This is a genomic window from Enterococcus sp. DIV1420a (assembly GCF_051712165.1).
Lineage (GTDB): Bacteria > Bacillota > Bacilli > Lactobacillales > Enterococcaceae > Enterococcus > Enterococcus faecalis.
Window position 1 is genome coordinate 36104 of the sequence record NZ_JBIOOI010000001.1, and the last position, 16359, is coordinate 52462.

14 protein-coding genes are annotated in these 16359 nt (G+C 38.5%); all 14 read right to left on the minus strand.

Going from position 1 to position 16359, the window contains the following annotated elements:
- Nucleotides 1–452 precede the first annotated feature (452 nt).
- The 14 genes from IGI80_RS00210 to IGI80_RS00275 all read right to left on the minus strand — a co-directional run bounded on the left by IGI80_RS00210 (nucleotide 453) and on the right by IGI80_RS00275 (nucleotide 16356).
- Complete coding sequence (locus tag IGI80_RS00210) at nucleotides 453–782, minus strand: hypothetical protein (protein WP_438722311.1); 330 nt, start codon at nucleotides 780–782, stop codon at nucleotides 453–455.
- Nucleotides 766–2475, minus strand: coding sequence for a hypothetical protein (locus IGI80_RS00215; protein ID WP_438722312.1), 1710 nt, complete (start codon nucleotides 2473–2475; stop codon nucleotides 766–768). Before IGI80_RS00215 ends, IGI80_RS00210 begins: the two co-directional genes overlap by 17 nt.
- Before the next feature lie 227 nt (nucleotides 2476–2702).
- Nucleotides 2703–2900, minus strand: a complete 198-nt coding sequence (locus IGI80_RS00220) for a hypothetical protein (protein ID WP_438722314.1) — start codon at nucleotides 2898–2900, stop codon at nucleotides 2703–2705.
- 20 nt (nucleotides 2901–2920) lie between these two features.
- Nucleotides 2921–3181, minus strand: coding sequence for a hypothetical protein (locus IGI80_RS00225; protein WP_438722315.1), 261 nt, complete (start codon nucleotides 3179–3181; stop codon nucleotides 2921–2923).
- The gene (locus IGI80_RS00230; protein WP_438722317.1) at nucleotides 3178–6945 is read right to left on the minus strand and encodes an LPD1 domain-containing protein; all 3768 of its coding nucleotides are present in this window, start codon (nucleotides 6943–6945) and stop codon (nucleotides 3178–3180) included. Before IGI80_RS00230 ends, IGI80_RS00225 begins: the two co-directional genes overlap by 4 nt.
- A gap of 5 nt (nucleotides 6946–6950) precedes the next feature.
- A complete protein-coding gene (locus IGI80_RS00235) occupies nucleotides 6951–7133 on the minus strand; it encodes a hypothetical protein (protein WP_438722319.1) in 183 nt (60 codons plus the stop codon).
- A 9-nt stretch (nucleotides 7134–7142) separates the two neighbouring features.
- Nucleotides 7143–8321 carry a CHC2 zinc finger domain-containing protein gene (locus IGI80_RS00240; protein WP_438722321.1) on the minus strand — a complete coding sequence of 393 codons (1179 nt, stop codon included), beginning with the start codon at nucleotides 8319–8321 and terminating at the stop codon, nucleotides 7143–7145.
- An 86-nt stretch (nucleotides 8322–8407) separates the two neighbouring features.
- A complete protein-coding gene (locus tag IGI80_RS00245; protein WP_438722323.1) occupies nucleotides 8408–8998 on the minus strand; it encodes a hypothetical protein in 591 nt (196 codons plus the stop codon).
- Nucleotides 8991–10571, minus strand: a complete 1581-nt coding sequence (locus IGI80_RS00250) for a hypothetical protein (RefSeq protein WP_438722324.1) — start codon at nucleotides 10569–10571, stop codon at nucleotides 8991–8993. Before IGI80_RS00250 ends, IGI80_RS00245 begins: the two co-directional genes overlap by 8 nt.
- A complete protein-coding gene (locus IGI80_RS00255) occupies nucleotides 10558–10887 on the minus strand; it encodes a hypothetical protein (RefSeq protein WP_438722325.1) in 330 nt (109 codons plus the stop codon). Before IGI80_RS00255 ends, IGI80_RS00250 begins: the two co-directional genes overlap by 14 nt.
- Entirely contained in the window at nucleotides 10865–11626 is a 762-nt protein-coding gene (locus tag IGI80_RS00260) for a hypothetical protein (RefSeq protein WP_438722327.1), read from the minus strand. Before IGI80_RS00260 ends, IGI80_RS00255 begins: the two co-directional genes overlap by 23 nt.
- A gap of 21 nt (nucleotides 11627–11647) precedes the next feature.
- A complete protein-coding gene (locus tag IGI80_RS00265; protein WP_438722328.1) occupies nucleotides 11648–13666 on the minus strand; it encodes a CHAP domain-containing protein in 2019 nt (672 codons plus the stop codon).
- On the minus strand, nucleotides 13656–16043 hold the full coding sequence (locus IGI80_RS00270) for a VirB4-like conjugal transfer ATPase, CD1110 family (RefSeq protein ID WP_438722330.1): 2388 nt from the start codon (nucleotides 16041–16043) through the stop codon (nucleotides 13656–13658). The genes IGI80_RS00265 and IGI80_RS00270 overlap by 11 nt, the downstream gene beginning before the upstream one ends.
- Nucleotides 15973–16356: a PrgI family mobile element protein gene (locus tag IGI80_RS00275; RefSeq protein ID WP_438722331.1), complete on the minus strand. Its 384-nt coding sequence runs from the start codon at nucleotides 16354–16356 to the stop codon at nucleotides 15973–15975. Before IGI80_RS00275 ends, IGI80_RS00270 begins: the two co-directional genes overlap by 71 nt.
- Nucleotides 16357–16359: the final 3 nt, after the last annotated feature.

The window sequence follows — 16359 nt, forward strand, 5'->3', positions numbered from 1 at the left end:
AATTGCCACGCAAGGCTTCACCTTGCGACACTTCCAAACAAAAATAGCCCGCTCTAAGAGCAGGTGCTCGTCTGTGGCAAGCGTAGCAAGGTGGTCCCACCTCGCGAATCAAATAAAAAAGAGGAAATCGAAAATCTACGATTTTCAATTTCTCTCTTTTTGTATTTTGAAATTTGGGGCGCACCCCAAACCCCCGTTTCGAATTTTTTTAGTCGTGATCAAATCTATTTTTTAATTTTTTTAGTCGTCGTCAAAAATTTTTATCAACTTTTTTTCGCGACAATCAAATCAAAAAGATTTTTTTGAAAGTCGAATGGGCGAAAATATTTTTTCACTCTCTTCCGATAAAATTAATTTTTCGTTCAAAAATTTTTTCATGTTAGAGAAAATTTAAAATATTTATTTTTCAGTTCTTATAAAAAACAATATAAAAATTTTATGCATAACCATTTTTAATGAACGAATTTATTTTTTTCAGGTTCACTTTTGTTACTATTTATCTTCTTAGCATAAATAGTAGCTTGTAGCTCCTCTAGGAGCTGTTCAATTTCTAATTCTGACAGGGAGCCCAATGTTTCTTCTAAAAAAGCTAAGCTAACAATGTGGCTACTTAACCGTTCATCATTTACTTGTTCTAATTTTCTGCGAATCGCATTCACCTGACCGATTATTTGTTTGAACACATAAACATGATATTCTTCTTGATCTGTTTTTTTTATTTGTCGATACACTTGCCATAAATAATAGTGAGCTAGCGGTCGGTTTTTAATTGCTTTCCTCATCGTTCTCACCTTCTGCAGTTTCGCTTACTAATTCTTTTGATTGCTCGATCTCTTCATCTAAGTTGGTCGGGCGTTCATGGGATTGATTGGTTTTATTTTCTTGTACTGTAGCTAAATTAGCTAACGCATTGCTTTGTTTTTCTATGGCTTCATTAATTTCTACTTCTAACGTTGGCCGTACTGCGTCTCCCGCTTTTATTTTTTGCATGGTCCACAATTGTTCCTTTAATTGTGTTAAAAAGCGTTCACTGCGTTGAACGACTTGTGTAAACAATTGTTGGACATAGACCTTTCCATTTTTTACTGTCTGTAGATTATCTAATACCGTATAATCCAACGGCAACAACTCTAACCCCAAGACCATTAAAATCACATCCGCGACACTCTGGTTTTCAAATCGCAGTAGCGAATCCGTCTCCTGTTTTTCTATCATTATTAATAGCACAATAAAATCAGTTAATGTTTGTTTTTCATTTTGCCCAGTTCTTAAACGGATAGTATACTCATCAAACGTTGCTTCTTCCAACGACGCAAATACAACTTGCCTGGCAATCATTTTTTCTAATGCGACAAAAATTTCTTGGGGACTAACTTCAAATGGTTCCGTGGTTCGACCTTCGGTATCACTGACTTCAAAATAAGGAACCAGCAATAATTCTTCCTGCATGAAAGCGAGTCTTTTTTCCTGTAAGATTTCTCCTGTTCCTGGCTCGATCTTATGTTCATTCGCGCCAAATAAAAACAGTGGTTGTGCCTGTTCTTTTAGGTTGCGGTGTTCATTAGTCCAGCTATAAATTTCTTTGACGGGGACAACTTCTGAGCGTTGATACAACAAAAGCAATTGATTCAATAGCGAGAGATTACTTGTTTTAGGGATACTACGTAAAAAGCGTTGATAAAATGCTTTTTGGATCCAATCCTGCCAATGGTCATGAATATAGGCCGCAATTTTTAGGCCTTGTTCCTTTTCTGGGTCTTGCTTTTGATTTAAAAGCTGTTGGAGTTCTTGATCGATGATAAACTGTTCTTCTGTTTTAGCTTTTAAGGCTGCGGCTAAATAGTCTAACAACATTTCTTGCGTTTCTTTCCGGTAATGTTTTCGATCATTACTGTAAAAATAAGACAAAAACATTTCTCGAGCCTGCATTAATTGCTTTTCCGAGGCGTTGCCTAACCCTGCTTTGACTTGTAGCCATACTTTTTCAAGTAATGCTTGAAACAACGCGGCTAGATCATACGCTTGCGGATCTGTGTTCGCCAATAAAACATCCGGATAGTGAAACGACTCCCAAAAGGAAGCGGGTAATTCTTTAAAAAAGTTTTTAAGGATTGTTTCAAAATCAATCGTAATCTCAATCAATGGCCAGTCTGGTTGCTTTGGTTTTGGTGCTGTTGGATTATTAACAAAGGACACCGCAAATAACGCTGCTTCGGTTAACGGTGTTTGTGTATAAAACGCTTCATCAATAACTTGATATGGCACGCCTAAGGCGGCCACTGCGTATTTAAAGGCGTCCACTAGTAGTTCATTGGGATTATCTGCCCCTTGTTGTTTCAAGTAAGCATGAATATTATGGGCGTGTAAGGCGATACTCAATGCGGTTAGTTCATGCTCTTTTTTTAACCGTTGTGTTAGTTGATACTTTTGTGCAGTATGACTTGCCTCATAATTTTTAGGGAATGTTTCTGTCATTTTCTTAATCCCTCCTTATTAATAGATTTCTAACTAAATCAAAATATTCGAATTTTAAAGACCAAAGGGAAATCAGTTAACACCCATTCCCTTTGGTCTTTAAAAAAATGTATCTCATTATGTTAATTTATAAAAAGTACCCTATGTCTGGATTTCTTTTTAGAATCCAAACATAGGGTACCAAGTTCTATCAGCTCAACTAGTTAAACACATAAATCGATTAGTAACTATTTTTCTTTCTGAATTTTTTTATCTTCACGTTTTCTCTTCTTTTCTTCTGAATCATCTATATTTGAAACGTTTTTTTGAAGTTTTCTAGTTTCATCAAGCGTTTTCTGAATACTTTGTTGATCTTTAGGAAGACTGATTTTATTAAAGATATCACTATCCTGGTAGTTATTAGGCATATTTACTATTTCTGGCATAATTTTACACCTCTCATTTGTTATCTTGTTAATGTTCCTGAATAACGGGCAAACCAATTGTTTCCAGCTGATTTATAACTTTGTAAATATAGTTTACCATAATACCAATATCCATTTCTTTTTTCTTTCCAATTTCTTGATTTTGGCGGACCATATCCCCACCCTTGCTTGTCGAAAATCATATTTCCACTCACCCGAATACTTCTAGGAACAGCTCTCAACATACCATCTAAAGGATTAATTCCTAAACTTTCTATCTTTTTGCTCCATTTTTCTATCATAATTCCAATCCCACTTCTTTATCAGGTATGGTTTTACTTTGAGCCAATACTTTTGTTTCTAAGGATTGAATCAACGTTTTGGTTTCAGCTGGTGATAACGCCGCAATATCCTGTCGATTTTTTTCACTAATTTCATAGCCTAGTTGTTGGCTCAAGCCTTTAATCTTAGCGAATTGGTGTTTCTGGTATTTGTCGCCTACTGATTGTTCTTTACCTGACGGTGTTTGATCTTCAGTTGCACTTTCTACCTGTTTATTCACTTTTTTTGTCGATTGTTCTATTGGCTGATCCGTGCCTGATTGTTCCATAGCGCTGTTTTCTGGTTGGGATAATGGTTTTGTTTCATTCATAGCTTCAGTCTCTATTACGCCCTCAGAAATGTTAATTTCAGGGGCTTCTTTCACTTCGAATGACACCATCTGATCAATTTTATTTGAGAAGTTTTTTAACGCCGTATTCATGTTTAAAATACGATAAGTGAGTTCATTTTTCACTCCTAACCGAATATCATCCAACGTATCTGATACGGCCAAGACCGCCCGTTCTTTTTTGGTCGTTAAATAGCTAGTTATCTTCTCTTTACATTCCCGCAGAACTGTTTTAATAGCTCGTTTCATTTTTTGAGTAGCTAACTGAACCTGTTCATTCGTTGGTTCTTTGATCTCTGTTAAAGCTGCGGTGTGCTGTGCAATTATCGCTTCCATTCGGTCCATATGCTCGGTTAACAAGTGCTCAATTTCAGCTCTGGTGATAAATGGTTCTGTGGATTTTGGGACTTCACCCAACGCTTCCTCTATTTCTTGTTTAAAATCAGTAAATAGTGTCGTGACTTCATACATAAACGGCTTATCCTGGAGATCTATGATGAATTCTTCTGAACCTGTCGTAACTGGGCTAACCGTTTGAATTTCTTCCTTTTCAGCAAAGTCAGCTTCTACTTGTTCATTTACCCTTTCTTGTAACTGCTGTTTTTCTGTTGGTTGTAGCGTATTTTGTTCATTTCGTTCTGGTTGTTCTTCCATCACAAATATCCCTCCTTTTAATAGTGCAGCTACTTGTTGTTGCTCCTCTTCCGTATGAGGGGCATATCTTTCAGCTACCTTAAAAGTTCCGTCCAGCGTTAACTCTAATGCCACTTTTTTTAGGCCTTTAACAAAATAAAGCATCGGATTTTTAGCCCATGCTTTTATTTCCCCGCTGGCAATTAATGCTGTAGCTTGCTCACTTAAATGACTTTCCGCTTCTGTGGCTTGTTTTTTCAACGACTCTAATTTTTCTAACTGTTTTTCATATTTCTGAATTGTGGCACCTGAATACAATGAATCCCTCGCTTTATATTTCGCAATTTCTTCTTTAATCCGAGGAATATTTTCTATTGTCATAAGTAGTCCACCCTGTTTATTCAAGCCGTGCTCTTTAGCTTCTTTTTGTTCTTCCAATTTCAACACGCGTGCTTCTTGATCTTCAATTTCTTTAGTCAAGTTTCGAACACTTGTTTCTATTTGCTCTTGACGATTCAGCCAAGAACGTCCATTACGTTTATCATTCATTGGTTGGCCATTTGTTAAGGCCTGGTGGTCAAACATTGTTTGTAATTTGGCTTTGTATTCCTTTTGAAGCCGCGTTAATTTTCGTTTAGCTTGTTCTAAACGGCTATTATCATTGGCGGTTTCTGCGGTACTTTCTGTTGTTTCCTTTTCTATTTCAACACTTTCTATATCTGTTGTTGCTACTTGGGCGGTTTCCTTTTGGCTTGTTCTTTCGGTCGCCGTTGTTGCTTCAATTTTTGGATAATTAGTCATCAATCCCAACTTTTCGGCAACCTCCCATAAACTTTCCGGAATATACATCATATGTTCGTCACCATATTTCGCTAACCAAGCTGTCCTTTGCTCATTAAACGTATTGGTCATTTCTAAGAGCTCTGTCTTACCACGTTGTACCCAAGCTTCCAGTAATGGTGAATTCAATCCCGTAAAAACATTCGCTGTATCTTCTAACCCAAATTTAGCTAAAACCAATTTCAAATTTACAACATTATTACCATAAATAAGTAAAATTTCATTTTGTTCCGCTCGTGACAATTGTTCCCACTTAGCCAGTTCTGTTTCTTTTTTCAGCGGTTCATGCCATTCAGTTTTTGGTTCATACTTGTTTTTATCTTCTACCTGTACCAACGTTTCCGCTTTACTTAAAGCTAAGATTGCTGGCTTTAGCATAGAAAATTCTTGATCAAAATAACGGGTCAATTCTATCCGCATGTCCTGGTCAAATAGCTTATACTCCAGTTGCGTATCATACTTTGTTTTTGGCTTTAGTAACGCACTTTTGAGCCCAACTTCTGAGACATATAATTCAAATGCCCGCGCAAAAACTTCCGTTGGTGCGCCATAATACCCGGCTTTTTTCCCTACATAAGATTTCGCTGCTTGAAACTGAATATTCTCTCGATACCGAGAAACAATTGGTTTAAAATCGTCGGCCATACTCAGTAATTTGCCATCGTTAATCCCATAATCCAATGCATGACCATATTCATGGATAAAAGATTGAATCCCTACTCCACCAATTTCATCGGTTGCGTCGCGAAAATCAACCGCAATGGTATGCTTACTAGGTACATACAATCCTAATGCATTATGATTACCTAACTTTCTTAAACGTAACTCCGGGACTTGATCTCCTGCGCGGGGTAAAACGCCATGGATTCGTTCGATTTCTGCTTCAAATTGCTTAAACAGCTTTAAATCGACGTCATTATCGATTTCTACATAGCTAAAGTGTTTGATTAAGGACGTAGACGCCATCATTTCTAACGTCTCTTTGTTAATATTTTTCTTTGTCTGCCAGGCAGACGCTCTTGTTTGTTTATCAATATCTTTCTCATATTCACTTTGAAGCAAGATATCATAGGTGTTTTGAATGTAATTTTGAACAAATTCAATAATGTGGTTTTTTCTACGCTCTTCTTTGAGGTTTCCTGGATAGAGATAGTGTGTAACCCCTCCGTCTTTTAACACATAAGGTGCTTCTTTCATAAAGCCACCGATTTTACTCTCATCACGTGGCAACGTTGCTAAAAATTCGTCGGTTAGTTCTCCAGCAAACTCTTTTTTAAAACGTCGTCCATGCTTCTTACCGCTATATTCTGCACTTGATAATTGACTTAAAAACTTTTCTAAATGGTTTCGTTCAAATCCTAACGGTGCTTCAGTTGAATCAAATTCAATCAAAATATCTCGTTGTAATTTATCGTACCCAATTGCTCGATTCATATTTCCTAACGCCATATACGTAGGTTCATTCACTTCTTTATGAGCAAAATAATAAAACGTGCCATGCTTCGTCCCAGTCTTGTTTTCTGGATCCAATAACACGTACGTTTTTTTCGTCGTCGTTTTCTGTTCATCACTAGTTATTTTATGAACTAGTGTTATATACCCTACTTTTCCATCTATACGATCTCCCAAAAAAGTACGGTCACTCTCACTAAGTGGCTGAACGGAAACATCTGCTTGACACTGGGCACCTTTAACATTCGTCCAGCGGATTTCTTTTTCTCCTAATGGAAAATTATTCCGATTCCGGATCATCGTATCTACCGCTCGTTTTTCGTCTTCTTGTGTCCAGGTCCCATTTTTGTATATATTATCCGCTAACTTACGAAAACTAGTGTACAATGTATCTTTTTCCGTAAAGACCACTGGAGAAGATTTAGTTGTGCCATATTTCCGTTTCAATAATGACGTTAATACATTTTCCATCCCAATTAGTCCTCCTTAACATCAATCATTTCTTCCAAATGATGTTGAAATTGCTCTTCCACTTGCATAAGTGCGGACACTGCACCTTTTTTAAACTCCGTCATTTCTCCTTTTTGGTAGTCATTGACTAAACGTATAAGAAAAGCGTGAAATAGTTCTGTGTTGAATTCTTTTTGTTCTTGTTCCATGGGTTCCTCCTAAATTTCTAATCCTGCTGTGCTTACTTCCCTAGTTTTTGTTGGTACTTGAGCGATCTTAGCTTGTTCTCTCAATCGTTCTTTTTGATACTTTAATTCGTCATTCCAATCATTCTTGACTTGACCCGCATGACATTTTGGCATATGAGGAATCACGGAAATATTCTTTAAGCCAAAGCTTTGATAAAAATCTTTGCCTGGGGTCACTACGCGGGCCAGTTTAGGGTCAAATTTGGCCTCATCATTATCAACGGCTAAAACAATCCTTAATTTATCATTGGTTTGGCCGGCTTTTCCTAACAAGTCATCATACGTTTGAAGCCACTCTTCAATCCGTACTTTTTTACTTATCGTTTCTACCTGCATCCGGGTCATAGCAAGCGCTTCCACTACTGCCCGGGAAACAATCCCTTTATTCAAGCCATTCATAGCGACTAAGCGACAATTGGTTAGTTTTTCTTGGTGTAATTCGTAATAAGACATCATATCAATGGGGGCTTCAAAGGCATATACCGTAAAAGGTTGTTCTGGTGTGGCTTTACTGAATTGTTTTTTATCCCCAATATCTACCATGACCCCGCTGGAACTATTATATAAGGTCTTTTTTAAGCGACCTTTCTCCGGATACAATTGTTGGTTAAACCAAATTCCTTGCCTAGCACCACCCACAATCTTCCCCTCTACGTCTAAATGCTTAAAAACAATCATCGGTTCTGTTTTCCCCGTTTCATAATCGCGGTGAATGGCTTGAACCATTATTCCTTTTTGCCAAAAGAAATCAATTGTTTCATCAGATAGACCTCGTTCTGTTTTTAAATATTTCCGTGCATAATCAAAGGTTTTGACTTCTCGTACCCGATAGACAAAGGGTTCTTTTTTAGGTATCTTACGAGCATCAAACGTTCCTGCTTCTGTCCCTAATAGATACCGGAGCGCTTCTTTAAAGGATACTTGTTGGACAACTTCCACCATTTTAATCACGTCGCAGCCTAAATACTCATTGCCTTTAGAAAACCAAGAAAAGTAATTTCTGGCCGGATTAATTTTAAAACTGGGGTGCTCTACCCAGACATAATTTCGCCCTTCCCGTTTTAGTTCCATTCCTAAGGAATGGGCGACATCTAAAATATTTTTTTGTTTTGCTAAGTCTTTCAATCGGTTCGGGTTATACTTACTCATAAACTCCCTCCCAAATAGAAAAAGCAGACGTTGTTAATAAACAACATCTGCTTTTTTCTTTTTTATTATTTTAGTATATATTCTACTCATGTATCCCTTAAACAAATATCTTTCCTATGAAGTTCTAAGTGGCGATTCTTAATTGTAAATCCAAATTTTTTATACACATAATCACGAAGTCTCTTATTATTTAAATCTTCTTCATCAACTGGAGAAAATTCGCCAATAATAATCAAGTCCTTATTATAGTCCATCTGTGTCACATATCTTAAAAACTCATTTAATAAAATCTGACCATATCCTTTATTTCTTTCCTTGTTTCTTGTAATAAAATCAAATATCTTAAGATACTTGATTGGGGACAAGTCAAACTTGGAATAATTGATTACCTTAACATCTATAAAACTTAATTCCAGTGGTGGATTAAATTCCAATAACTTACAAAGTGCAAATCTCATCTTATTTAATTGACCGTTCTTATCTATCGTTAAATCAGCTGTAACAATAAGAAATTTATCATCATACTCAAAATAACTCAAAATTACTTCTGGTTGTTTATTATAGTACTGTAGTTCAGAAATCGTTTTAATTCTTTTGTCCAATTTACGAACTTGATTGGTTTTCTCAATATATTCATTTTCCAAAGAGATTAATTCATCTAATAAAGTATCATACATTATTTTCAATTCTTTTTTTCTTATCCCAAATAAATTCATCTAATTTTTTATCCATTCCCATTAGATCACTTGAACCGATAATCGCACTCTTTATCCGACATTCAAAATCATGAATTTGTCCAATGTCATTTTTTTTAGCATATTCTAAATCTAAATCAAGCAACTTAAATAACGCCAAATAGTCTGCTGGCTGTTTACGTTCTCTTGCTCTTCTAAACGCTACAACATACATCGACGATCCCTCCATCGATACTCGAATATCCTGATTAATTTTAGATAATTCTATGCCCTCATGATAAATTAAATCTATCATATTTTGTGAATATTGTTGCAACAGATACAAATCTGAATAATTTTTTTTAAGTTGTGCAAAGTCTTCATCCATTTTCCCTTGCAGAATTCGCGCCAATTGTTTGGTTTGTTCTTCATATTCTTCTTTAATCGCGGTCTCTCTCTGCTGGTTGAAATTATCTTGCAATGTAGTGCTTTGTTCTGCTAGTTGTATCTGGTACGTCTGGTCAATCGCTTGTATTCTTTCTTCATGACGACTTTGTTCAGCCTTCAGTTCTTGTTCTTTTGTTGCTGAGAGACGCTGCTTAAGTTGTGCTAATTGTTCTTTTTGTTCCTTCTCAATCCGCTCTGCAACAGCGTTTTTAATTTGATCCCGTTGATCCGATTGTTGAATCTCTGCTTGAATTTTCTCCGTTTCATGCGTAATAAAATCTGTTAATGCTTGATTAAAGGTCTCTTTGGTGGAACTTAAAACAGTCTGCACCCCTTGATCATTGGACGCTTCATAAGAGAAAGTCTGTAGTGAATCAACTATTGGCTCAGCTATCGGTTCTTTGCGTTGTTCTCCCTCGTTTTCTGCTACTATAATGGGGGGATAGCTAGGATCACGATCGTTTTCATTGGTATTTTGTTGCCATTGGGCCATTTCTGAGCGTAACTCCTCTACTATCTTTTGTTGACGCGCCATTGCTTGTTTGAGAGCGACAAATTCGCCTCTAGTGAGCGTCACTAGATCTTGCTCTGCAGTAACCTTTTGACTTTGTTCTGTAGGTGTCACTGGCCTTTTTATAGGCGCTGTCTGATTAAGATTTGGGGTAGGGGGAATGGGGGCTTTCTCTTGCTTGACTGCTCCTGAGGAATAACCAAGATCTGCTTCAAAGGATTCTAATGTATAGACTGCTTGTTCTGTAGTTTCTTCATTCTTTGTTTCTTTACATGTCATTATTTCCTCTTCCGTAATCCCTGCCTCTTCTAACTCATATTCGAGTGGATAATCAATGAAAAAGTTAGCTAGCTCTTCCTCCCAATCAAACCCCTCTTCTTGTGGTAAATACACCCGGTGTGCGTAATAGACTTGCCTTTGTTCATTATTCCTCACTTTCTTGACGACTAAGCTTCCTGTTAAATAGTCGTTTCTAAAACGATAGTCTTCATCGATAATATGTTTGATTAACTCTGCTGGGCTAGAAATCATTTGTGCATAAAATTCTTTACAACCATCAAATTCATAAATAAATTTTGGTTTTCGCTTCCAACGGGATAAAACATTAAATAGATCCATGATTTGTTTCCTCCTCACTCATTGTTTCTACTAATAACTCGTTGTTTACTTCAGTATTTGTTACAAAATAATTCGATCGTGTATCACTTTGTTCATCATCCCTCAGTGGCTCTTGAATCTTTGTTTGTATCCGTTCCAAGGCTTCGTCAAAGGATAGATCCAGCGCGGCCATGACATCCCGAAATTCCTTGATCTCTTCTTCGGAAATTCGTTCCTGTAAATCAGTCATCAATTTAGCTAAACTATCTCGTTTTTCCTTCGTTTCAGCTAGCTTCTTTCTTAACCTGGTTAATTTATTTTGCGTTGCTGCTTTCATCCTGTATCTCCTCCTTCGTGGCTACATTAAGCCGCTCTAATTGGGTCACTTTCCCTTTCTCAAAGCGGATGTGGTACACTTGTTGCCCAATAAATCCTTTCGTTTGATACGGTGCTTTTTGTTCGATCTTCACTTTAGCGGTATAAAGGGTGGGATCGGTGGTGGCTTGATAAATTTCTGATGCGAGATAGCGACTAGCTACCAGCTGTATCGCATTAGACGTATTAATCTCTTTCTTTTTTTCATACGTTTGAATGAGTTCTTGTAATGCCACACTGTCAGCGGCGATTTCTTGTCCGTCATAACAGTCGGGACTCATGAGTTCCTGCAATAATTGAGCGCGATCCGCTACCGACTTTTCTTTTAACTCCCAGGTAAAATAGACACTGAGAAATTTTTTCAATTGCTGGGTCTCGTCACTCGCTGATTCTGCTGCTGGTGTTTCTAGTGTTGCTGGTATTGGTTCTGTCGTGGCTGTTTCATTACTAGAACCAGGAGGAGTTGAGGAGGCAACTGTTCCTTCTGCCTCTTCAACTGTACTCGTTGTTTGATCTATTTGATTGGATTGTTCTGTGCTCTGATCAGGTGTCCCTTGATTAAATGTGGGGGCCGGAGAAAACGATTGTTGTGGGGCGTTTTCCCACCAATGCCACCCAATAAAAATCAGGCTGCTAATCAATAGGAGCACCACCAACAAGCCCAACCCCAACCATAAACGAATCTTTTTTTGATCTTTCATTTTCTAGTTTTCCTTTCACTTTTATTTAGGAGGGTGAATCACTGACGCTACATCCCCAGGAATATACGTAACCGTCCAAGTTTTTAATGGTCCGGGATTTTGATCGTAAATTAACAGTTGATTATGGCCAAGGAGTTTTCCAATCACCCCGGTATGACCGTATAAAGGATCAGTCAACCACGCCCCCATATTCGCTCCATTGCGGAAATTAATAATGTCACCCGGGCGCATGTCCCGATAACTTGGATTACGTACAACTTGCCAATGCCATTGTGCCCATGGATAATCTTCACCAATCGCACTGGCACTAATTCCATTACGTAAAATAATGGCCGGGTTAATACTATGGGCATAATACGCAGGAACCGCGTAGCACTCTCCCGGGTCACCACCAAACTCACCACTAACCGGTTGGCCTAACAGTTTATCTAATACTGCTAAACCAGCTCCCCCACCACCAATCGGGCCATAGCCCCCGGGTGGTTTCGGTGTGCCACCATGGGTATCAATCCAATGGTCTAGTTTTTCCGCCACTGTTGCGCGCGGTTTTCCAGCATTCAACGCGGTCCAATACACAAATTGACCTGGTTTTAAGCTGTTTTGGTGATAGGCCTGTGCTCGTTCATCCATAATCGCAATGGTTCGGTTACCAAAGTTATCAATTTGTGAATTTCGAAATTCTGTTACGGCCCGGGTATTATCCCAGGCCGCCCCCTGATTCGGATCATTATCCACTGCGCCATAACCAAATAAATTTGATTTAGGAAATTGACGCGCCACACCGGCAGTTCCAAACGAGGATTCCATTTGGGCAAAAGCCACTAACATCCGGACGTCGATCCCTGAACTTGCTTGTAAACGCAAAAACTCTTTACCGGTGGCGCGTTCATCAACGCTAAAACCTTCACTTTGAATAAAACTATCAATTTGTTCCGCTTTGATTCCATATCGTTGTGCCAACAGTGACGAATGATAGGCGTCTTTACCATCCCAATGTTCCACATACATCGTTCCCCCTTCTGATCCGGTATTGCTTTGACTAGTCATCATGAAGAGGATTCCCAAAAATAAAAAAAGAATCAAGACGAAGCCCGCGATCAACCATCCTAACGGATTACTAGTGGTAAAGGTACCGATTGCTCGGATAATTCCTTGTATAAATGCTTGTCGGACTTGGCGAGCCGTTTGAATGGCTTTTTGTCGTGACCAAAAATTTCTTTTTATCACTCGGTTAGTCAACTTTTGCGTTTTTTTTACCCCTTGTCCGCCGGAAAAACGCCAACTATCCAATTTTCCATGGGTTACCGACTGCGCATATTTTTGATTTTTCGTCACAAAGCCATGGACCTTTTGGGTCGTTTTAAACAGGTGCTCACTATTTTTTACGCCACTTTGAAATTGTTCTAGCCCTTCAGTATCTTCCTCTTGTCCTAGAATAGTAATGCTTTGATTGATTAACTGTTTTTTCCCGGCCGTTTTCAGCGAGGAGCCCCAAGAATTTCCTGGAAGCTCTTGTTTGTTCTTTTTCTTACCAAGTGGGCTACCATTCCTTACCAGCATTGGCTTGTTTGACCGGAGCTGCTGGTTTTGTTGCTCAATAACCTTGCGCTTATTGCTAGCTAATCTAAAACGCCTTGGGGATGATTGATTCTTATTCTTTAAAGGATTACTTGCTTTTTCATCTAGTGTGTATCGGATGTTTTTATTTTGTTGAAATTTAGCCTCGGACGGGTGTTTCGTCGGTTGAGTTTTTTGGTCAGCGGTCGTTTCTTTATCCGAAGCTAACGCTTGTTTCATGGTTGTCTCGTGGCCGGTTACTAAGACTTTTCCTGCTGCCCTTAAAGGGTTAACATTAGGCGTTAGTTTTTTAGCAGACTTCCCATTGGCACTTGCCCCTGGATAACGGGCTGAGCCATAGGCAGCTTTTTGTTTAAATTTCGCGATCGTCCCCGCCCGAATGGTTAACTGCTTACGTTCGACCTTAAAGCGTGGGCCTTGTTTCGCTGTAAAGCGCTCCTTCGTCGTTTCCCTAGTCTTCATAACTCGTATCCATTAACTCAAATAATTTGGTGTTTTGGGGAATCAGATTTGAAAAAGGAATCACCTGTCCACCCGCAATAATTAATCCTGTCCCAACCTTTGTATTTTCTAAATACATGGCTTGTTTTTCAGTCAATTTAAACCGCTCAACCAACGCTTCTAACACTTCCCCTTTTTGTTCAAGCAATACTAAAAAATCCGAATTAAACAGAATAGAACGTCCTTCTAAGGTCGATAACATCGTTTCCGCTGATTGCGTCATAAAAGTCGGACACCCTCTATACTTACGAATACGGGCGTAAATTTCGGCCGCTTGTGCTCGTAAAATGGTTGGTTGATTAGGATTAATAATTACTTGGAATTCGTCAATGTACACATACGTTTCTATTCCTTTGGCCCGATTCTCAACTACCTTATTCCAGACACGATCCAAAATAGCTAAATAACCAAAGGTCTTCATTTCATTTTTTAGTAAATACATGTCATAAATCGTTAAATTACTATTTGCATTCACGTTGGTTGCTTTCGCAAACATATTCAGTGACCCTTTAACATACAAACGTAATCCTTCTAACAATTCCTGTGCAGCACCACTTGTATCTCTACTTAACACGTCGTACCATTCCTGCAATGTTGGCGTCTCATATTCCTTAAAGGTTTGAATCGTGACCTCATCAATAATAGAACGTTGGGTAGACGAGATTGTGCCTAGTTGGTTTGTAATCAAGCTAATTAAAAAGTTTGATTTAATAGCCACTGGATCGTCGCCCACTTTCATCGCATCTGGATCGGCTAATTCAAGAATATTAATGGACGTATCACTCCCCGGCGCCACCGTTACAACTTCTCCATTTAAAAAATCTGCCAACGGCATATATTCCCGTTCAATGTCTAAAATAATAATCTCTGCTTTAGGGTTTCTTAACATGGTCGCAATGATCTCACTTTTTGCCGCAAAAGATTTCCCACCACCTGATACCGCCAAAAACCCACCATTGGCATTCTTCAGCTCACGCCCCATGCGATTGATTAAGATATTATTTTTAGAAAGCTGGTTAATGCCATAATACGTACCATTTTGATGGTGCACATCTTGGCTGGTAAAGGGACTATTAATGGAAATGTTCGGCGTAATTAAGTCCCGTAAAAACACCCGTTCAAAATCCAGGTAGTTTTTACCTAACGGTAAACTAGCATTTAAAGCCTGTTCTTGGGTTAAATACAAGGGCTCAAAGACAGCCCCAAATTTTTCTCCCACCGCTTTGACCTTATCCACTTGATAACGCAAAGCTTCTTTAGATTCATCCCACACGTACACTAAGAACGTAGACGCCATCTGTTTGTCGCCCGTTTCTTCTACAAATTCAATTTGTTCGTTCACGTCATTGTGCAGCTCTTTGATCGTTCGAGCAATTCGTTCAGGGGAAGAACCATTCCGACTGGCTTTTTGTTCTTGCTTGATCACATCAGCTTCAATGTTGGTCGCTTCCGTTCGTAATTTTTGGGTCGTTTTAGCAATGGAATAGGGGTGGGCATGAATGGTGATCACCATTTGCGTTTCAGCTTCTGTTAACTCTTTACACATTTTGTCGGAGAGATTGCGTGGGAAATCTCGTAAGTACAAGACTTGTCCATACTGTTCATCTAGTTGAAAATCTATTTTCCCTGGTTGTTTGAAATCCAATAAATTAGGCGCAATCAAATCTTTTGTGGTCCGACGACTGCGCGCAATATCTTGATAATTCCCATATAATGGTTTCCCTGGGCGCAAAATTTTGTTTAAGATTCGTAATCGTTCCATGCCATCTTGTCTCTCAAAGCTAGCTTTAATTCCCATTAGTTCATCCGCAAAGGCCTCACTAATATTTAATAGCTGTTTATTGGCACTTTGAACATTATCAGCAGTAGTTCCTAAGGTAATAAACCGTTCCACTTGCCAATTATTTCGACCAGCGTCATAGTTATCTGCTAGAATCTGATTTAATTCTTTTCTCAATACGTCCCCAGCATCGTTTTGTAAAGCATAGGCTGTTCTTTGCATGTACGCCCCCTTGGGGGTCTTCGTCACTAGTAACGTTAACTGAAATTGTTCCTTCTCTGATAACGAATTAATGGCTTTATTATACTGAGACAGAATATTCTTTTGTTGTTCGATATGAGCCGTTGTATAGTTAATCGCTCCTAAGGCGTAAGTTTTAGAATACTGCTGATCCACCACATGCATCAGTCCATCTTCAAAAAGTGCCGTATAGTACAACGAATTTTGCGTACTAGCAGCTGGTATTTTTTGTTTAGGTGGTTTTAACTTAGACTGTTTTAGTCTCTTTTGAGGTAGTTGCTTCTTTGATTTTTCGGTTTTTTTGGAAATCTTTCGCACGATATTTTTTCATTCCTTCCGCTTCTTTTTGATAGGTTCTAATTTGAATCGTCGTTTGAAATTTAATAAAAAGTTTCAACCAGGTGGGATAGGAGAAGCCATGCGGCTTATACATGGCATTACAAGCCACTAAACCTAACAATGGCAATAAAAGTAGCCGTAACAGCCACATGGGTAAAAACTGGAAAAAGATATTTGAAATATCACCGATTAAATAGAGCACTAGCCCCAGGATAAAGCCCCACTGCTTAAGGGTCAGTCCCCCGTAGGTATTTTCTTTTTTAGCAACATCTTTAAAAACTTTAATTTCCATTCT